General features: G+C 66.3%; 17 protein-coding genes and 1 other RNA gene. 14 read left to right on the top strand and 4 right to left on the bottom strand.

Going from position 1 to position 17,867, the window contains the following annotated elements; all coding sequences use genetic code 11:
* From mlaD to recR, 12 genes are all read left to right on the top strand, one after another.
* Positions 1–459 carry an outer membrane lipid asymmetry maintenance protein MlaD gene (mlaD, locus tag LV476_RS03645; protein WP_250073543.1) on the top strand — a complete coding sequence of 153 codons (459 nt, stop codon included), beginning with the start codon at positions 1–3 and terminating at the stop codon, positions 457–459.
* A complete protein-coding gene (locus LV476_RS03640; RefSeq protein ID WP_250073541.1) occupies positions 456–1,859 on the top strand; it encodes a TolC family protein in 1,404 nt (467 codons plus the stop codon). Before mlaD ends, LV476_RS03640 begins: the two co-directional genes overlap by 4 nt.
* An 8-nt stretch (positions 1,860–1,867) precedes the next feature.
* Positions 1,868–2,524 carry an MlaC/ttg2D family ABC transporter substrate-binding protein gene (locus tag LV476_RS03635; protein ID WP_250073539.1) on the top strand — a complete coding sequence of 219 codons (657 nt, stop codon included), beginning with the start codon at positions 1,868–1,870 and terminating at the stop codon, positions 2,522–2,524.
* On the top strand, positions 2,514–2,843 hold the full coding sequence (locus LV476_RS03630) for an STAS domain-containing protein (protein ID WP_250073537.1): 330 nt from the start codon (positions 2,514–2,516) through the stop codon (positions 2,841–2,843). The genes LV476_RS03635 and LV476_RS03630 overlap by 11 nt, the downstream gene beginning before the upstream one ends.
* Positions 2,844–2,871: 28 nt before the next feature.
* Positions 2,872–4,131: a UDP-N-acetylglucosamine 1-carboxyvinyltransferase gene (gene murA, locus LV476_RS03625; RefSeq protein ID WP_250073536.1), complete on the top strand. Its 1,260-nt coding sequence runs from the start codon at positions 2,872–2,874 to the stop codon at positions 4,129–4,131.
* A 5-nt stretch (positions 4,132–4,136) separates the two neighbouring features.
* The gene (hisG, locus tag LV476_RS03620; protein WP_250073534.1) at positions 4,137–4,778 is read left to right on the top strand and encodes an ATP phosphoribosyltransferase; all 642 of its coding nucleotides are present in this window, start codon (positions 4,137–4,139) and stop codon (positions 4,776–4,778) included.
* On the top strand, positions 4,778–6,079 hold the full coding sequence (gene hisD, locus LV476_RS03615; RefSeq protein ID WP_250073531.1) for a histidinol dehydrogenase: 1,302 nt from the start codon (positions 4,778–4,780) through the stop codon (positions 6,077–6,079). Before hisG ends, hisD begins: the two co-directional genes overlap by 1 nt.
* Before the next feature lie 3 nt (positions 6,080–6,082).
* Complete coding sequence (gene hisC, locus LV476_RS03610; RefSeq protein WP_250073529.1) at positions 6,083–7,165, top strand: histidinol-phosphate transaminase; 1,083 nt, start codon at positions 6,083–6,085, stop codon at positions 7,163–7,165.
* A gap of 100 nt (positions 7,166–7,265) precedes the next feature.
* Positions 7,266–7,362, top strand: an RNA gene (gene ffs / locus LV476_RS03605) — signal recognition particle sRNA small type.
* 26 nt (positions 7,363–7,388) lie between these two features.
* Complete coding sequence (gene dnaX / locus LV476_RS03600) at positions 7,389–9,179, top strand: DNA polymerase III subunit gamma/tau (RefSeq protein ID WP_250073527.1); 1,791 nt, start codon at positions 7,389–7,391, stop codon at positions 9,177–9,179.
* A 20-nt stretch (positions 9,180–9,199) separates the two neighbouring features.
* Positions 9,200–9,523 carry a YbaB/EbfC family nucleoid-associated protein gene (locus LV476_RS03595; protein WP_250073524.1) on the top strand — a complete coding sequence of 108 codons (324 nt, stop codon included), beginning with the start codon at positions 9,200–9,202 and terminating at the stop codon, positions 9,521–9,523.
* 70 nt (positions 9,524–9,593) lie between these two features.
* On the top strand, positions 9,594–10,196 hold the full coding sequence (recR, locus tag LV476_RS03590; RefSeq protein WP_250073523.1) for a recombination mediator RecR: 603 nt from the start codon (positions 9,594–9,596) through the stop codon (positions 10,194–10,196).
* A 24-nt stretch (positions 10,197–10,220) separates the two neighbouring features.
* Here recR and LV476_RS03585 read toward each other — a convergent pair whose 3' ends face one another.
* Both LV476_RS03585 and LV476_RS03580 read right to left on the bottom strand, forming a co-directional pair.
* Positions 10,221–11,306, bottom strand: coding sequence for a GGDEF domain-containing protein (locus LV476_RS03585; RefSeq protein WP_250073521.1), 1,086 nt, complete (start codon positions 11,304–11,306; stop codon positions 10,221–10,223).
* Positions 11,307–11,406: 100 nt separating this feature from the next.
* Positions 11,407–11,778: a PilZ domain-containing protein gene (locus LV476_RS03580; RefSeq protein WP_250073519.1), complete on the bottom strand. Its 372-nt coding sequence runs from the start codon at positions 11,776–11,778 to the stop codon at positions 11,407–11,409.
* A 137-nt stretch (positions 11,779–11,915) separates the two neighbouring features.
* On the opposite strand from LV476_RS03580, the gene LV476_RS03575 reads away from it, so the two are divergent.
* Complete coding sequence (locus tag LV476_RS03575) at positions 11,916–12,320, top strand: secondary thiamine-phosphate synthase enzyme YjbQ (protein ID WP_250073517.1); 405 nt, start codon at positions 11,916–11,918, stop codon at positions 12,318–12,320.
* Positions 12,317–14,272: an FAD-dependent 5-carboxymethylaminomethyl-2-thiouridine(34) oxidoreductase MnmC gene (mnmC, locus tag LV476_RS03570; RefSeq protein WP_250073515.1), complete on the top strand. Its 1,956-nt coding sequence runs from the start codon at positions 12,317–12,319 to the stop codon at positions 14,270–14,272. Before LV476_RS03575 ends, mnmC begins: the two co-directional genes overlap by 4 nt.
* Before the next feature lie 17 nt (positions 14,273–14,289).
* Here mnmC and LV476_RS03565 read toward each other — a convergent pair whose 3' ends face one another.
* Both LV476_RS03565 and LV476_RS03560 read right to left on the bottom strand, forming a co-directional pair.
* The gene (locus LV476_RS03565; RefSeq protein ID WP_250073513.1) at positions 14,290–17,142 is read right to left on the bottom strand and encodes a valine--tRNA ligase; all 2,853 of its coding nucleotides are present in this window, start codon (positions 17,140–17,142) and stop codon (positions 14,290–14,292) included.
* Between the two features lie 55 nt (positions 17,143–17,197).
* A complete protein-coding gene (locus LV476_RS03560) occupies positions 17,198–17,641 on the bottom strand; it encodes a DNA polymerase III subunit chi (RefSeq protein ID WP_250073510.1) in 444 nt (147 codons plus the stop codon).
* Positions 17,642–17,867: the final 226 nt, after the last annotated feature.

Here is a 17,867-nt window from a genome sequence, read left to right as displayed (position 1 = left end):
ATGAATGTGCAACGCGGAGTCGAGCTGGTGGTGGGGCTGTTCGTGCTCGCCGGGATCGCCGCCCTGATGGTGATGGCGCTGCAGTGGAGCAACTTCGGCGCCAGCCGGGTTAGCGGTTACGAGATCACTGCCCGCTTCGACAACATCGGCGGCTTGACGGTGCAGTCGCCGGTCAAGCTGGCCGGATTGACCATCGGCCGGGTCGACTCGATTGAACTGGACCCCGAGACGTTCCAGGCGGAAGTCCACATGGTGATCGCCGACAAATACGACAACCTGCCGACAGATTCGTTTGCCAATATTTATACTGCCGGTCTGTTGGGGGCGCAGTACGTCGAGATTTCCCCCGGTGGGGCGCTCGAATCACTCGAGGACGGCGACCGGATCACGATGACCCAGTCCGCGATCATCCTCGAAAGTGTTGTGTCCAAGTTCTTGTTCGACAAGGCAAAAGAATGAACAAACGTAACGGAATCATTGCCCGCGGCTGCCGGGGTGTCATGGCACTTTCCCTGGTTGCGCTCGTAGCCGGCCCGGTAGCCGCCGCGGTGCCGAACGAGCCGATCACGCTGGAGCAGGCCACCGAGATGGCCCTGAACAGCGACCCGCGCATCGACGAGCAGCGGGCCAACGTGGCCCGGGCGCAGGCGCTGATCGAGCGGGTGCAGGGTGAGGGCGGCGTCCGCATGTCCGCCAACCTGTTCGCTGGTCTGGCCCCCAAGGCGTCCGACGGCATCTTTACCAATGGCACCAATACCTGCCCGGATTCGGGTTGCACGCTGCGTGACGACGGCAACGAGCTCGACGAGGGCATCACCGTCACCACCGGGCTTACCGCCTCGATCATCCAGCCCCTCTATACTTTCGGCAAGCTGGAAAACTACGGCGACGCCGCGCGGTTGAATCGCGATGTGAAAGCATCGGAGGTCTCCCTGGCGCGCGCCGAGACGTGGCTGACCGTTCGGCGGGCCTATTGGGGCTACCTGGCCGCTCGCGATACGCGGCGCATGCTCGCGGGCGTCAAGCGCAAGGTCGATAGCACCCGTGACGACCTGCGCGAGGATGTCGACGAGGGTCGGGCGACGATGAGCCAGCTCTACGCGATCGAGAGTGGTGCGGCGAGCCTGGAGCGTTACCTCGCCGAGGCCGAGAGCGTCGAGTCGATTGCCATCGACGGCCTCAAGACCATTATCGGCGTGCCGATCACCGCCGAGATCGAGGTGGCCGAGCGGCGGATCGAGCCGGTCGCGCTGCCGGACCGTGAGCTGGCCGAGCTGGCGGACCGGGCGCTGGCGCAGCGTCCCGAAATGGCGATGGCCGAAAACGGCCAGGCGGCGATGCGCAACTACGTGGCCGCGCGCAAGAGCGAACGCTACCCGAACCTGTATGCCGGCGTGATTGCCGGCGCCACCTACACGCCAGGTCGGGAGCGCCTCAACAATCCCTATATCAACCAGCCGCTGAACCAGACGTATGCCACCCCGGTCGTGGGCCTGAAGTGGGATTTCAATCCCGGCGTCGTCCGGGCCAACATCAGCGACTCGGAAGCCCAGCTGCAGGAGGTGGTGGCGAAGGCCGAACTGGCCCGCCAGGGCATCCCGTTCCAGGTGTCCGAGGCCTACCACCAGGCCCACGGGCTCGATCGGCAGATCCGTGCCCTCGATACGGCCAAGGACAACACCCGCAAGTGGATGGTGTCGAGCTTTCTCGACTTCCAGGCGGGGTTGATCGACGGCGGTGAAGTGGCCGAGGCGGTCAAGGCCAACACCGAGGCGCAGGCCGACTATTTCCGTGCCATTAACGACTACAACATGAGCGTCGCCCGCCTGGCCGTGGCGACCGGTGACTACCCGCAGTGAGTTTTCCCATGCCGTTCGCGATTCCCGCCGTTTCCTCGTCGTTCTCCCTGCAACGCCTGCTCATGGCCCTTGTTGCGGTCGTGACGGCCGGTGCCTCGGGGCTGGTGCAGGCGAATGTCGACGCGCCGACCGAAGCTGAAGCCCGGGAGCTGGTCGAGTCCACCGCCGAGGCGGTGATCCGCGAGATCCGCGAGCACCAGGCCGAGGTCAAGGAGGACCCTGAAATGCTGCTGGCGATCGTGGATCGTCTGCTGCTTCCGCACGTGGATGCCGAGCGCATGACCCGCCTGGTCTTGGGGCGTTATTACCGCCGTGCCACGCCGGCGCAGCGGGACGCCTTCACCAAGGAATTCCAGCGTTTGCTGGTGCGCACCTATGCCGGCCCGCTGTCGGAGCTGGGTGACCAGACCATCAGCATCGTCGGGACGAAGCCGGGTGGTGGCGAGGGCGAGCTGATCGTCGAGTCCGAAGTCTCGGGCGGCGATTTCGGCATCGTGCCGGTGGCCTATCGCATGGCGCCCGTCGATGGCGAGTGGAAGTCGTACGACGTGATCGTCGACGGCATCAGCCTGGTCAACAACTACCGAGGCAGCTTCGCGCAGAAGATTCAGCGCGATGGCATCGAGGGATTGATCCGCACGCTGCGCGAGCAGAATGAAGGCTGAAGGGACCGAGCCTGATTCCGGCTGGGACTGGCGGGTCGAGCCGGGCCTTCTTCGCGTGCGGGGCGCACTGGTCCGCTCGACGCTCGATCGACGCCGGCCGGGCTTGCCCGCCGAAGTGGTCGGACCGGAGGTGGAGATCCATCTGGGTCAACTGCGACGCATCGACACCGCCGGGCTGGCCTGGCTGGCAGCCGTTCAGGCCGACGCCGAGGAAAAAGGCATTCGTCTGCGATACACTCACGCGCCCCAGGCCATGCGCCAGATGATGGGTGTCTACGGGCTCGACGAGCTGATGACACTCGAAACTGGCCTGGATTAGCCCACGGCTTGAGACCCGATTCGACCTGATGAATAAGCTCCTGATCCGCGGCGGCAAGCCGCTCGATGGCGAGATCCGCAGTTCCGGCGCCAAGAACGCCGTGCTGCCGATGATGGCCGCCTCCCTGCTGGCCGACTCGCCGGTGACCATCGAGAACGTCCCGCACCTGCAGGACGTGACCACCACCATGGAGCTCCTCGGTCGCATGGGCGCGACGCTGACGGTGGGCGACCAGATGAGCGTCGAGGTGGACACCACCACCGTCGATATGCTCGAAGCACCCTACGACCTGGTGCGGACCATGCGAGCATCCATCCTGGTGCTCGGTCCGATGCTCGCTCGCTTCAAGAAGGCGCGCGTCTCGCTGCCGGGCGGTTGTGCGATCGGTACGCGCCCGGTCGACATCCACCTGAAGGGGCTCGAGGCACTGGGTGCCGATGTCCGGGTCGAGGGCGGCTATATTGAGACCTCCGCCGAACAGCTGATCGGCGCACGGGTCGTACTCGACCAGGTCACGGTCACCGGCACCGAGAACCTGATGATGGCTGCGGTGTTCGCCAAGGGCGAGACCGTGCTGGAGAACGCGGCGCGAGAACCCGAGGTGGTGGATCTGGCCAACTTCCTCAACGCCATGGGTGCAGACGTGCGCGGCGCGGGCAGCGACGTGATCCGCATCCACGGGGTCGAGCGCCTGCAGGGCGTGCGCTACCGTGTCCTGCCGGACCGGATCGAGACCGGCACCTATCTCGTCGCCGCGGCCATGACCCGCGGTCGCATCCTCGTTCGCGATACGCGTCCCGAGCTGCTGGATGCCGTGCTGGCCAAACTGGAACAGGCGGGGGCCGAGATCGAGACGGGTGAGGACTGGATCCGGCTCGACATGCACGGTCGCCGGCCCAAGGCGGTCGATATCCGGACCGCGCCGCACCCGGGCTTCCCCACGGACATGCAGGCACAGTTCGTGGCGATGAACGCCGTGGCGGAGGGCACGTCGACGGTGGTCGAGACCATCTTCGAGAACCGCTTCATGCACGTTCAGGAAATCCAGCGCATGGGCGCGGATATCCACATCGAGGGCAACACCGCGATCATCCGCGGGGTCGAGGCCCTGTCGGGCGCACCGATCATGGCGACCGACCTGCGCGCCTCGGCCAGCCTGGTGCTGGCCGGGCTGGTCGCCCGTGGCGAAACTCTCGTCAATCGCATCTATCACATCGACCGGGGCTACGAATCGATCGAGGAGAAGCTCTCCCGCCTCGGCGCCAATATCCAACGGATCACGAGCTGATCACCATGTCCCAATCCGACCAGATCGTCGTCGCGCTCTCCAAGGGGCGCATCTTCAAGGAAACCCTGCCGCTGCTAGCGTCCGTGGGCATCGAGCCCCTCGAGGACCCGGACAAGAGCCGCAAGCTGATCCTCGAGACCAGTGACCCGAGCGTGCGCCTGCTGATCCTGCGTGCCTCCGACGTGCCCACCTACGTCCAGCATGGCGCCGCCGACATCGGCGTGGCCGGCAAGGACGTACTGGTCGAGCACGGTGGCGAGGGTCTGTTCGAGCTGGTCGACCTCAAGATCGCCCAGTGCAAGCTGATGGTTGCCGGCAAGCCCGGTGTGTTGGATCGGGCCGGACGCATTCGTGTGGCCACCAAGTACACCCGCTCGGCGGAGTCGTACTTTGCCGACCGTGGCCGACAGATCGAGTTGATCAAGCTGTACGGCTCGATGGAGCTCGCGCCGCTGGTCGATCTCGGTGATTGCATCGTCGACGTGGTCGATACCGGCAATACCCTGCGGGCCAACGGGCTGGAGCCGCTCGAGCACATCGCCGACATCTCCTCGCGCCTGATCGTCAATCGCGCGGCGCAGAAGCTCAAGCACGCCCGGGTGACCGACTTCGTCGACCGGGTGGAGAAGTACCTGGAGGGGCAGTGATGATCCGTCGGATGAACGCCCGCGCGGCGGATTTTGATCGCCAGCTGGATGAACTGCTCGACTGGTCGGGCGTGGCCGACGACCGGGTCGAAGGGATTGTCCGCGACATCCTCGCCGACGTGCGCAAGCGCGGTGATTCTGCCGTGGTGGAGCATACCCGCCGACTCGACCGGGTCGACGTGGACAGTGCCTCCGCGCTGGAGCTGTCGGCCGAGCGGCTCGATCAGGCCCTCGAGGCAATTCCGGCCGACGTACGCGAGGCCCTCGAACTGGCCGCCCAACGCCTGCGCGCCTATGCCGAACGGCAGAAGGGCGAGAGCTGGTCGTACACCGAGGCCAACGGCAATGTGCTGGGTCAGCAGGTCACGCCGCTCGACCGGGTCGGCCTGTACGTGCCGGGCGGCAAGGCTGCCTACCCGTCGTCGGTGCTGATGAACGCCATCCCGGCCAAGGTTGCCGGGGTGGGGCAGGTGGTGATGGTCGTGCCCACACCGGACGGCGTGCAGAACGACACCGTGCTCGCCGCCGCGCGCATTGCCGGTGTGGATCGCGTGTTCACCGTCGGCGGGGCGCAGGCCGTGGCCGCGCTGGCCTTCGGTACCGAGACGATTCCGGCGGTCGACAAGATCGTCGGTCCGGGCAATATCTTCGTCGCCGCGGCCAAGCGCGAGGTCTTCGGCCGCGTGGGCATCGACATGATCGCCGGCCCCTCCGAGATCCTGATCGTCTGCGACGGTCATACCGATCCGGACTGGATCGCGATGGACCTGTTCTCGCAGGCCGAGCACGACGAGCAGGCGCAGGCGATCCTGGTCGCGCACGACCCCGATTTCCTCGACACGGTTGCCGCGTCGATCGAACGCCTGCTGCCCGAGCAGCCGCGCGCCGAGATCATCGCCAAGGCACTCGAATCACGCGGCGCGCTGATCGAGGTCGCCGACATCGACCAGGCGATCGAGCTGACCAACCGCATCGCCCCCGAGCACCTCGAGCTGTCGTTCGCGGGCGCCGAAGAGCGCCTCGGCGACATCCGCAATGCCGGCGCGATCTTCGTCGGTCGCTACACCGCCGAAGCGCTGGGCGACTACTGCGCCGGGCCGAACCACGTCCTGCCGACCTCCGGTACGGCGCGCTTCTCCTCGCCGCTGGGCGTCTACGACTTCCAGAAGCGCTCGAGCATCATCCACTGCTCGGCCGAAGGCGCGGCCGAACTGGGGCAGGTCGCCGACCGGCTCGCCCGTGCCGAGGGGCTGGAGGCGCACGCGCAGTCCGCCCGCTACCGGGTCGAATCCGGGGGCTGAGACATGGCGCAAGCAAACCGCTTCTGGTCCGACGATCTGGGCGAACTGTCCCCCTACGTACCGGGCGAGCAGCCCAAGATCGCCGATCTGGTCAAGCTCAATACCAACGAGAACCCGTTCCCGCCATCGCCGCGCGTGATCGAAGCGATTCACGATGCCGCCGGCGATGGCCTGCGCCTGTACCCTGACCCAAGCAGCCACGCACTGTGCGAAAGCATCGCCGACTATTACGGGGTGAATGAAGCCCAGGTATTTGTCGGCAACGGCTCGGACGAGGTGCTGGGCTTCCTGTTTCGCGCACTTTTCCAGCGCGGCCGGCCGGTGGTCTTTCCCGACATCACCTACTCGTTCTACCCGGTCTACTGTCGCCTGTTCGGCATCGAGCCGCAGATCGTCCCGCTGGATGACGAACTGGCCGTGGACGTCGAAGCGATGTGCGCCATCGACCCGGCCTCGGTTGGCGGCGTGATCCTGCCCAACCCGAACGCGCCGACCGGCCGCTTGCTTGCGATCGACCAGGTCGAGCGTCTGGCGGCGCATTTCAGTGATTGCGCGGTGGTGATTGATGAGGCCTACGTCGACTTCGGCGGCGAGTCCGCGGTAGGGCTGGTGGACAGCTATCCCAATCTGCTGGTTACACAGACGCTGTCAAAGTCGCGTTCGTTGGCCGGTCTGCGGCTCGGCTTCGCGATCGGTGATGCCGGCCTGATCGAGGGACTCACCCGGGTCAAGGACAGCTTCAACTCCTATCCCGTCGATCGATTGGCGAGCGCCGGGGCGATCGCCGCCTTCGCTGACGAAAACTACTTCCGCGAGACGCGCGATGCGGTCGTGGCCATGCGCGAGCAGTTGACCGTCGATCTCGAGGCGCGGGGCTTCGAGGTGCTGCCGTCAGCGGCCAACTTCGTCCTCGCGCGTCATGCCAGTCGCGCCGGCGCGGACCTGGCTGCCGGGTTGCGGGAACGGCGCGTGATCGTCCGCCATTTCGACAAACCGCGCATCGGCGATCACCTGCGGATCACCGTCGGCAGCGAGGCGCAGAATGCCGCACTGCTGGCCGCGCTCGATAAGGTCCTGCAGGGCTGATGATCTGCCTCGCGGCCTGTTTTCGGGTCGGCACGCGTGTTATTCTTCGTTCGCGTTCTGGCCAGTCGAACTGGCTGCGACGCCACCCAATGGTGCCCTGTGTTCGTCCCTTCGCGACGGATCTCCGTGAATTCCGCCAGGCCCGGAAGGGAGCAACGGTAGCGGTCGATCCGGGCGCCGGAGACCGGCGGATGCAGGGTGCCACCCAATTGGATCCCGCGCTATGAGTTATCTGGTACTGGCACGTAAGTGGCGCCCCCGGCGATTCGACGACATGGTCGGTCAGGGTCACGTGCTCCAGGCACTCACCAACGCGCTGGATCGCGACCGTCTCCACCACGCCTACCTGTTCACCGGTACCCGCGGCGTAGGCAAGACGACGGTCGCCCGTATCTTCGCCAAGGCACTGAACTGCGAGCAGGGCGTCTCGAGTCGGCCCTGCGGCGAGTGCGCCGCCTGCCGCGAGATCGATTCCGGGCGCTTCGTCGACCTGATCGAGGTCGATGCCGCCTCCCGCACCAAGGTCGACGACACCCGCGAACTGCTGGACAACGTCGTCTACCTGCCGGTCAAGGGGCGCTTCAAGATCTACCTGATCGACGAAGTGCACATGTTCTCTCAGGCCAGCTTCAACGCCCTGTTGAAGACGCTCGAGGAGCCGCCGGAGCACGTCAAGTTCCTGCTCGCGACCACCGACCCGCAGAAACTGCCGGTCACGGTGCTGTCGCGTTGCCTGCAGTTCAATCTGCGTGCGTTGCCGCAGGCGCATATTCAGAACTACCTCGCCGATATCCTCCAGCGTGAGGGTATCGAGGCCGATGCCGAGGCGTTGCGACTCGTCGCAGACTCGGCCGGCGGCTCGATGCGTGACGCGTTGAGTCTGATCGATCAGGCCATCGGTTTCTGCGATGGACGGCTGGAGGCCGAGGCCGTCGCCGACATGCTCGGCGTGACCGATCGTCGGCTGTTGCATTCGCTACTCGAAGCCCTGGCGGCCGGCGAGGCCGAGCGACTCTTCTCGCTGGTCGATCAGGCGCTCGAGCGCTCGGTCGACCCGGCCCGTCTGCTCGCCGAGCTGGCCGAGGCGGTGCACCAGGCCGCATTGGCGCAGTGGCTGCCGGATGCGGGAACGACGCTCGATGCCGATCCGCAGACATTGCAGCTGTGGTACCAGATTGCTCTAGCCGGGCGGCGCGACATCGGTTGGGCACCGTCGCCCCGCGTTGGCCTCGAGATGACGCTGCTTCGCATGCTCGCCTTCGAGCCCGGCGTTGCTCCGGCTGCTGTCGGCGGACAGGGTGAGACCACGGGGCGAAAGCAGCCCGCGCGCCCTCAAGTACCGCCGGTGGTCAGCGATCGTGACGAGACTGCGGACTACCGCGTGTCTCCGCCCGAGCCGGCCGAACCGATCACATCCGGGGCGCAGCCTTCAGCTGCCCCGGTGGCCGATACGCCACCCGCACCGACAGCCGATCAGGCAGCCGGCGGGTTGACGATCAAGCCCGAGAACTGGGCGGAGATCGTCGGTCGGCTGACCATGCCGGCGCGCAGCCTGGCCGAGCGATGCCGCGCGACCAACGACAACGACTCGGTCGTGCTGGTCATTGACCCAGGCTTCCGCTCCATGGCCTCCAAGGCAACACAGGAACGGCTGGTCGGACAGCTCGAGCGTCTGGGTGTGAAGCAGCCGGTCCGGTTCGTGATCGGCGATGCATCGAGTGCGGCGCCGACGCCGAACCCAGCGCCGATCGCGAGCCCGGACCCGGCTCCCGTAGCGCCCATGGACGCCCCGGTGCCGGCCGACACGCCTCCCGCGCCGCCGGAGGCATTCCCCGAGGCGGCCGTGGAGACCCCGGCAGAGATCCGCGAACGTAACGAACAGGCGGAGTCCGAAGCCCGCGTGGCGTCGCTTCGTGAGCACCCGGCGGCCGGCGTGCTCGCCGAGCGGGCGGGAGCCGAACTGATTCGAGAATCCGTGCGTCCGCTGGACGGACACGGCACAGTCAACCAGTAATAGCCAGCAGGAGACCGCAGATGAAAGGTGGTATGGGCAACCTGATGAAGCAGGCGCAGGCGATGCAGGAAAACATGCAGCGCATGCAGGAAGAAGTCGCCAAGATGGAGGTCGAGGGTCAGTCCGGCGGCGGTCTGGTCAAGGTGACGCTGACCGGCAAGCACGAAGCGCGTCGTGTCACGATCGACCCCAGCCTGATGGAAGACGACAAGGAGATGCTCGAGGACCTGATTGCCGCGGCGATCAACGACGCCACGCGGCGCATCGAGCAGGAGCAGCAGGAGAAGATGTCGGGCATGACTGCCGGCATGAATCTGCCGCCGGGCTTCAAGATGCCGTTCTGAGCCGGCGTCGCCTGTCTACGCCGCCCGATCCGTTACGGGTCGGGCGTTTTTCGTTCCGGAGGACCGTTCCGTGCAATTCTCGCCCAGCTTTCAGCAACTGATCGACGCCCTGCGTTGCCTGCCGACGGTGGGACAGAAGACCGCCCAGCGTATGGCACTGCACCTTTTGGAGCGGGACCGTGCCGGGGCGGCGCATCTTTCACAGGCCATCGGCGAGGCGTTGGAGAAGCTCGGTCACTGTGCGTCCTGCCGGGTGTTCACCGAGGGCGAGCTGTGCCCGATCTGTCGCGACCCCGAACGAGACGAGCGGCTGCTGTGTGTGGCGGAATCGCCGGCCGACTGGATCGCAATCGAGCAATCGGGGGCCTACCAGGGGCGCTATTTCCTGCTGCTCGGGCGGCTCTCGCCGCTCGACGGTATCGGACCGGAGGAATTGCGCCTCGATCAGCTCGAGAGTCGCCTGGATCAGGCCGGTCTCGAGGAAGTGATACTGGCGACCAGCGCCACGATTGAGGGCGAAGCCACCGCGGGTTACGTGACCGAACTGGCCCGTGCGCGCGGCCTGCGGGTGACCCGCCTGGCACAGGGCGTGCCGATGGGCGGGGAGCTGGAGTACATCGACGCGAGCACCTTGAGTCTCGCCCTGAAGGGGCGCCGCGAACACGACGGCTGAGCCGGCCCGCGGGCCGTAGTCAGATCAGAGGCGGGTGTTGTCCTGCTCGTTGACCAGCGTGTCCGGCCCGGTTGCGTCCGGGTCTGCCGGGTTGTGGATGACGCGGTCGCGTCCCTTGCGCTTGGCGGCCAAGAGAGCGTCGTCGGCTCGCTGGATCACGCCGTCCGGGAAGTCCTCCGGGATCACGTTGGTCAGGCCGATCGAGATGGTCAGCTCCCCCAGTTCGCGGCCGCTCTCGGCAAGTCTCAATTTCGACTGGGAGATGATGCCCCGCAGCTTGTTGGCCACGGCGAGTGCCCCGTCCGTGGGGGTCTCCGGCAGGATGATTGCGAATTCCTCGCCGCCGTATCGGAGCACCTGATCCTGCCCCTTGACGTGCTCGCGCAGTGTGCGGGCGATGAAGCGCAGGATCTTGTCGCCGACCAGGTGGCCGTAGTTGTCGTTGATCTGCTTGAAGTGGTCGATGTCGGCCAGCAGGAACGCGCCCGACTCCCCGACCGACCGCGCCGCGGTGACCTGTTTCTGCAGCATGTCCGCCAACCCTCGTCGGTTGGGCAGGCCGGTCAGCGGGTCGGTGCGCGCATCGCGGCGGGCGTTTTCCAGCTCCTTGCGCAGCTTGGTGATCTGGTCGCCCGCGCTGTTCATCTGATCGGACGAGTCGAGCGCCGTCTTCTCGATCTGGCGCGTGTCTTCCATGACTTCTTCGGTCAGCGCGCGCAGGGCCTCGACCGAGTCGCTGCGGTCAATCTGGCGGACGAAGTCGCCCAGTGTCGAGGCGAAGTTCGAGAACTCGTTACCTGTGTTCAGCATCTGCAACATCATGTTGCGCATCACCCGCAGCATGACGTCCTGGGCGCGTGTCATCTGCTTGAGCGCGCCGTTGAGTACGTGGGTATCGAACAGGTCCTGGGCGACCTCCTGGGTCAGGCCCTTGCTGCTGTTGATCGCATCGTCCATGTCCTTGGTCAGGCTGGCGTCCCGCTTGAGCGCACGCTCGTAGAACAGCGTGATGTAGACGGGCGTGGGAGGCAGTCCGAGCTCGGCGAGCTGGGACAGCACCATCCTCATGATCTCGCTGGCTTGGCCCCGGTCATGGGTGTAATCAAACATGGAATTTTCCGGTATGTCGTGTGCCCGCGGGGTGACGGGGTCGTTTGGTATGTGATGTAGCCAAGTTGCTAGGTGCGTCGCACCCGGCGAGGATGTCTTGTCAGTCGTCGAGGAGTTCGGAGAGTTCCCGGCTCAACTGGTGTTCTTCCACGCCGTTGTACTGCAGCAACTCGCGCAGGTGGGTCAGTTCGTCCAGTTCGATGGTCGACCAGGCCAGTGCCAGTGTGCGGTCGTCCTCGCGGATGACACGAGCGTTGAGCTCGACGAGCACGGTCTGATCCGGATCGGAAAGGATCTGGACGTCCAGCGGGTCGGCGACGCAGTCGTCACTGATCGGGCCGGGGGCCTCCAGCTCGATCAGGATGCCCTTGAGAGAGACGTCGAGAATGGTGCCCCGCAGCGTCTCTCCGGGGCAGCGGATGCGCACTGGGAGCGGGATCTCGACACGGGCGAAGCGGCGTTGCGTGATCATTCCTTTGTACTGCTCCTAAGCGAACTGGGCGCACTGAACCGCGTGGTGGGAAAGCATACTTTTTTCCCATTCGAAGTGCCACTGCCGAAGCGCTTCTCTGGAGCTCGCGTCAAGCGGGCAACTGGTAGAATGCGCTCATGCCGAAAGTGATCGAAATCCGCACCCCGGGCCGGGGCTTCATCAACATCACGCGCGAGGTGCAGGCCGAGCTGTCGGGTAGCGGTCTGTGTCATCTCTTCCTTCAGCACACCAGTGCCTCGCTGATTCTTACCGAGAATGTCTCGCCCGAGGTGCGCACCGACCTCGAGACGCTCATCGGCCGGGTCGCCCCCGACGGCGATCCGGCGTACCTGCACGATGATGAGGGGCCGGACGACATGGCCGCGCACTTCCGCACGCTGCTGGCCGGGCACGAGTTGTCCCTGCCGATGGCCGACGGGCGCCTGATGCTTGGTACGTGGCAGGGCGTCTTTCTGTGGGAGCACCGTGCCCATCCGCATCGTCGACGTGTCGTGATCACCCAACTGCCTGAGCGTCAATGAGCGAGTCGGCGAGCGGCTGGCCGCTGGAGATGGCCCGCCTGTCGTGGGCCGACGACGACACCCCGAGCAGTGCGTTCTTCGATGATGTGTATTTTTCCCGCGAGGGGGGCTTTGCTGAAAGCGAACATGTCTTCCTGGCCGGCAACGACCTGTTGAACCGGTTTCCCCTCGGACAGGGGACGCGCATTCTCGAGACCGGGTTCGGGACCGGGCGGAACTTCCTCGCCACCGCCCTGTGGTTCCTCGAAACCGCACCACCGCATGCCTCGCTGGACTTCGTCAGCTTCGAGAAACACCCGATTGCCGCAGCAGCCCTGCCTGGTCTGGCCGCGTCGCAGCAACGCCTCGCCGATCGGTGGCTCGAGGCGCACGCTTTGCTGTCGGAGCGCGCCGGTGCTCGGCTTCGTTCACTGCAGGCCTCGCTGCACGATCAGTGGCCGGATCCGGTTCCCGGCTTTCATCGCCGCTTGCTGGCCGGCGGGCGTATCCGGCTGACCATGATCTGGGGCGACGCGAATGACCAGTTGCCTCGTCTCGACGGTTATTTCGATGCCTTCTATCTGGATGGCTTCGCCCCGGATCGCAACCCCGCGTTGTGGCGCGATACCCTGATCGCCCGTCTGGGCGAGCGTGCCGCTCCCGGCGCGACTGTGGCGACCTATTCGGCGGCCCGTCGGGTGCGTGATGCGCTCAGTGTGGCCGGCTTCGTGACCGAAAAGCGTCCCGGTTTCGGCCGCAAGCGCGAAATGCTCAGTGCCCGCAGCCCGGACGTTGCCGCCAAAGCAGCCACGGCACAACCTGGCGGGGAGGGTGCCATCGCGGTGATCGGCGCCGGGATGGCCGGCACGACGGTCGCCCGTCAGCTTTCCCGGCGTGGGCGCGAGGTGGCGGTGTTCGAGGCCGGTCCCCGGGCGGCCGGCGGCGGGTCGGGAAATCCGGCCGGTCTGGTTGCCCCGGTGATCAGTCGGGACTGGAACCGCCTCTCGCAACTGACGGCCACCGGCATGGGTTTCATGCGTGCTGCGCTAGGCGAGTTAATCGACGGGCAGCAGTCGCGATTTGATGGGGTGATCAAGCTCGCGCGTAGCGAGCGCCACGCCGAACGCCAAGCCGGCATCGCGGCGGAACTGCAGCCGGACCCCACGTTTGCCGCCTGGCTTGGGGCTGACGAACTCCGTGTCCTGTCGGGGGTGGCGGACATCGATTCCCCCGGCTGGTGGTTCCCGACCGCCGGCTGGCTCCGACCGCGGGCGATTGTCGAACAGTGGCTTGGCGATTCGGGGATCGAAACGCGGCTGAAACAGCCGGTGAGCCGCATCGACGGTGAGCCGGGGCAGTGGTGGATCGAGACGCTCGACGGGGAGCGTCACGGCCCGTTTACCGAGGTTGTCGTTGCCGCCGGGCCCGACACCGGCCGACTGATCGAATGGCTGGGTCGATGGATCGAACCCTGCCGGGGCCAGGTCAGTTGGGGGCGCCCGGCCGCTACCGGGCATCCACCCGAGCAAGGTCGGCCGCTGATGCGTGAGGGTTATGCGCTGGATCTTCCCGGTGGGGAGCGCTTGTTCGGCGCGAGCTTCCTGCCGGGCGACGAGGGCCTGGAGGAACGCGGTGCCGAGCACGAGGACAACCGCGGCCGCCTGGCGGCGATCGCCCCGTCACTCGCCAAGGCGCTGGCCACCGAGTGCCTTGCCGGCCGTGCCTCGTTGCGGGCGACCACGCCCGATCGGCTGCCCATCGTCGGCCGGCTGAGCGAGGGGCTGTGGGTCACTACCGGTCACGGCGCCCGCGGACTCACCTGGTCGGCCTGGCTGGCCGAATACCTCGCCTCGCGCATCGAGGGTACTCCCTCGCCGTTGCCACGCGATCTGGCGGAGGGGCTCGACCCGATGCGTTTCGACGAACGGGCGGCGCGCAAGGCGGCCCGAGCGACGCGTGGGCAGGGCGGCTGACCCGAGCCCCCGGCCGGTCAGTCGGCCAGCCGGCGGATCCGTTCGCGCTGGGCAGCCAGTTCTTCGAGTTCGGTCTCGAAGCCCGCGAGTCGCTCGCGCTCCTGATTGACCACTGCTTCCGGGGCGCGCTCGACGAAGTTGGCGTTCGACAGCTTGCCGCGGGCCTTTTCGATCTGCTTTTCCACGCCCTCGACCGCCTTGTTGAGGCGCTCGAGTTCGGCGGTGACGTCGATCAGCCCGGCCAGCGGGATGTGCACCTGCATCTTGCCCACCAGCGCCATGGCCGACTCCGGCAGTTCGTCGCCGGCCTCCTCAATCGACTCGATGCGCGCCACGGCGGTCAGCAGCGGCTCGAGCTCGCGGATGCGGGCCCGATCGGCGTCATTCGCCTCGGTCACCAGCACCGGCAGCGGCTTGCCCGGGGCGATGTCCATCTCCGCGCGGATGCGGCGCACGCCGAGGATGAAGGTCTGCAGCCAGTCGATCGCCTCGCGCGCCTCGGTATCGATCCGTGACTCGTCGGCGACCGGGAAGGGCGCGGTCATGATGGTATCGCCATCCGACTGCTTGGTGCCGGCCAGCGGCGCGACCCGCTGCCAGATGGTCTCGGTGATGTAGGGGATGAACGGGTGCAGCAGGCGCAGGAGCGTCTCGAGCACGCGTACGAGCGTCTGCCGGGTACCGCGTCGGGCGGCCTCGTCGCCGTGCTTGATTGCCGGCTTGGTCAGCTCGAGATACCAGTCGCAGTAGGTACTCCAGGTGAAGTCGTAGAGCGTCTGCGCGGCGAGATCGAAGCGGTAGGTCTCCAGGTGCTTGGTGACCGTCGCCTCGCACTCCTGCAGCGCGCCGATGATCCAGCGGTCGGCGGTGCCCAGCGTGACCGGTTCGTCACCCAGGCCCGTGTCCTCGCCCTCGCACTGCATCAGCACGAAGCGGCTGGCGTTCCAGAGCTTGTTGCAGAAGTTGCGATAGCCCTTGACCCGCTCGAGGTCGAAGCTGATGTCCCGGCCGGTGGTCGCCTGGGCGGCGAAGGTGAAGCGCAGCGCATCGGTGCCGTGCTCATCGATGCCGTCCGGGAACTCGTCGCGGGTGTGCTTCTCGATCTGCTTGGCCTTCTTCGGCTGCATCAGGCCGGTGGTGCGCTTTTCCACCAGCGACTCGAGATCGATGCCGTCGATGATGTCGATCGGGTCGAGCACGTTGCCCTTGGACTTGGACATCTTCTGCCCGTGGGCGTCGCGCACCAGGCCGTGGACGTAGACCTCGCGGAACGGCACGTCCTTGCCGAAGTACTTGCCCATCATCACCATCCGGGCGACCCAGAAGAAGATGATGTCGAAGCCGGTGACCAGCACGCTGGTGGGGTAGAAGCGCTCGAGTTCCGGCGTCTGCTCCGGCCAGCCGAGGGTGGAGAAGGGCCACAGCGCCGAGGAGAACCAGGTGTCGAGCACGTCCTCATCCTGGGTCAGCTCCTCGTCCGGGCCGATCTCGTACTTGGCGCGCACCTCGGCCTCGTCGCGACCGACGAAGATGTTGCCATCCTTGTCGAACCACGCCGGGATGCGATGACCCCACCACAGCTGCCGGCTGATGCACCAGTCCTGGATGTTCTCCAGCCACTGGAAGTAGGTGTTCTCCCAGTTGCCCGGCACGAAGCGGATGTCACCGGAGCGGACCGCGTCGATGGCCGGCTCGGTGATCGCCTTCTTCCCGCCGGGCTTGCCGGTGGTGGTCTCGTCACGGGTCAGGTCGACGAACCACTGGTCGGTCAGCAGCGGCTCGATTACCGTGCCGCTGCGATCGCCGCGCGGCACCATCAGCTTGTGATCGTCGATCTGCACCAGCAGGCCCTCGGCCTCGAGGTCGGCCACGATCTGGCGACGGGCCTCGTAGCGGTCGAGCCCCCGGTAGCGCTCCGGGATGTGCGGATCGATGTCGCGCGCGGCCTCGCCGACGCACTCGGCTGTCTCGCGGATAGCGGCCGTCTCGGTGAGCATGTTGAGCATCGGCAGATCGTGGCGCTGGCCGATGGCGTAGTCGTTAAAGTCGTGCGCCGGGGTGATCTTGACGCAACCCGAGCCGAACTCGGGGTCGACGTAGTCGTCACTGATGATCGGGATGCGCCGGCCGACCAGCGGCAGGGTGATGGTTTCGCCGATCAGGTGCTTGTAACGATCGTCCTCCGGGTGGACCGCCACGGCCGAATCACCCAGCATGGTCTCCGGGCGGGTGGTGGCGACCACCAGGTGGCCCTCGCCATTGGTCAGCGGGTAGCGCATGTGCCACAGATGACCTTTCTCCTCCTCGCTGACCACCTCGAGATCGGAGACTGCAGTGCGCAGCACCGGGTCCCAGTTGACCAGACGCTTGCCGCGGTAGATCAGCCCGTCCTCGTACAGGCGGACAAAGACCTCGCGCACCGCTTCGGACAGGCCGTCGTCCATGGTGAAGCGCTCGCGCGACCAGTCGCAGGAGGCGCCCAGGCGCTTCATCTGCTCGGTGATGAAGCCGCCGGACTGCTCCTTCCACTCCCAGACCTTCTCCAGGAATTTCTCGCGGCCGATGTCGTGGCGCGAGATGCCCTGACCCTCGAGCTGGCGCTCGACGACCATCTGCGTGGCGATGCCCGCGTGGTCGGTCCCGGGCTGCCACAGCGTGGCCTCGCCGCGCATGCGATGCCAGCGGGTCAGCGTGTCCATCAGGGTGTCCTGGAAGGCATGGCCCATGTGCAGGCGACCGGTGACGTTCGGCGGCGGCAGCATGATGCAGTAGCCGCCGTCGGCCTGCATGTCCGGGCGGAAATGACCGCCTTCCATCCAGCGCGAGTAGCAGTCCTGTTCGATCTGTCGGGGGTCGTAGGTCTTGTCCATGCGTAAGGTCTGGTTCGCTTGTCGTCGGGTAGGTAGGTCGGGTCGTGGGACGGCTTCAGGCTTCCGCCGGTCGGACCGACTCGATTCGTTGATGGCGGATCGTGGCGCCGGCCGCCTTGTACTGCCGCCAGCGGCTACGGGCCTCGTCGCGGGGTTGGTCGCCGGCCGGCACGACCTCGTCGATATGTTCCCGCTCGGTCGGGCGGGGGATGGGGGCGCCCGAGAGATTGATCACACGTGCAAAGCCGCCGGCCTCCGGGTCGCAGCCGATGAAGACGGGCGCGTGGGCCGCATCTTCGGGGTCGGCGGTGTGCGGCACGAAGCGATCGTCGCGGTACGACCACAGGTAGTCGTCGAAGCCCTCGACATGAGCCAGATTGGCACAGACCACGTAGGTCGGATGCTTGGCTTCCGCCTGCTCGGCGCAGAGTTCGGCGGCAAAATACCAGAAGGCATCGTCGGCCGGGTCGTCGATCAGGTGGAATGCAATCTCGCTCATCGGGTCTTTGGCGTGGTCGCTGGTGCTGGGTGTGTCGTCGTCGGTGGATCTCGTGCGGCCGTCCCGGAATCGCGGACCTGCGGCAGGGGCCATCTCTCGGTATCCTGCCAGTCGGAAACGGCCGGTAGCGGCCATGTCAGGGCCACGTCACGGAGCAAACGAGCATTATGCCCAAATACCCCATGCCGCCCAAGGCAGTCACGTCCGAGACGACCGGATTCGGCCA

Source organism: Guyparkeria hydrothermalis (assembly GCF_023555385.1).
Lineage (GTDB): Bacteria > Pseudomonadota > Gammaproteobacteria > Halothiobacillales > Halothiobacillaceae > Guyparkeria > Guyparkeria hydrothermalis_A.
Note: the sequence above shows the minus strand (reverse complement) of the source record. Positions and strands in the feature narration are given on the sequence as shown.

Bases quoted from the DNA above. Each gene is read 5' to 3' on its own strand.
- mlaD (WP_250073543.1), top strand. From the start codon at position 1: ATGAATGTGCAACGCGGAGTCGAGCTGGTGGTGGGGCTGTTCGTGCTC.
- LV476_RS03640 (WP_250073541.1), top strand. From the start codon at position 456: ATGAACAAACGTAACGGAATCATTGCCCGCGGCTGCCGGGGTGTCATG.
- LV476_RS03635 (WP_250073539.1), top strand. From the start codon at position 1,868: ATGCCGTTCGCGATTCCCGCCGTTTCCTCGTCGTTCTCCCTGCAACGC.
- LV476_RS03630 (WP_250073537.1), top strand. From the start codon at position 2,514: ATGAAGGCTGAAGGGACCGAGCCTGATTCCGGCTGGGACTGGCGGGTC.
- murA (WP_250073536.1), top strand. From the start codon at position 2,872: ATGAATAAGCTCCTGATCCGCGGCGGCAAGCCGCTCGATGGCGAGATC.
- hisG (WP_250073534.1), top strand. From the start codon at position 4,137: ATGTCCCAATCCGACCAGATCGTCGTCGCGCTCTCCAAGGGGCGCATC.
- hisD (WP_250073531.1), top strand. From the start codon at position 4,778: ATGATCCGTCGGATGAACGCCCGCGCGGCGGATTTTGATCGCCAGCTG.
- hisC (WP_250073529.1), top strand. From the start codon at position 6,083: ATGGCGCAAGCAAACCGCTTCTGGTCCGACGATCTGGGCGAACTGTCC.
- dnaX (WP_250073527.1), top strand. From the start codon at position 7,389: ATGAGTTATCTGGTACTGGCACGTAAGTGGCGCCCCCGGCGATTCGAC.
- LV476_RS03595 (WP_250073524.1), top strand. From the start codon at position 9,200: ATGAAAGGTGGTATGGGCAACCTGATGAAGCAGGCGCAGGCGATGCAG.
- LV476_RS03585 (WP_250073521.1), bottom strand. From the start codon at position 11,306: ATGTTTGATTACACCCATGACCGGGGCCAAGCCAGCGAGATCATGAGG.
- LV476_RS03580 (WP_250073519.1), bottom strand. From the start codon at position 11,778: ATGATCACGCAACGCCGCTTCGCCCGTGTCGAGATCCCGCTCCCAGTG.
- LV476_RS03575 (WP_250073517.1), top strand. From the start codon at position 11,916: ATGCCGAAAGTGATCGAAATCCGCACCCCGGGCCGGGGCTTCATCAAC.
- mnmC (WP_250073515.1), top strand. From the start codon at position 12,317: ATGAGCGAGTCGGCGAGCGGCTGGCCGCTGGAGATGGCCCGCCTGTCG.
- LV476_RS03565 (WP_250073513.1), bottom strand. From the start codon at position 17,142: ATGGACAAGACCTACGACCCCCGACAGATCGAACAGGACTGCTACTCG.
- LV476_RS03560 (WP_250073510.1), bottom strand. From the start codon at position 17,641: ATGAGCGAGATTGCATTCCACCTGATCGACGACCCGGCCGACGATGCC.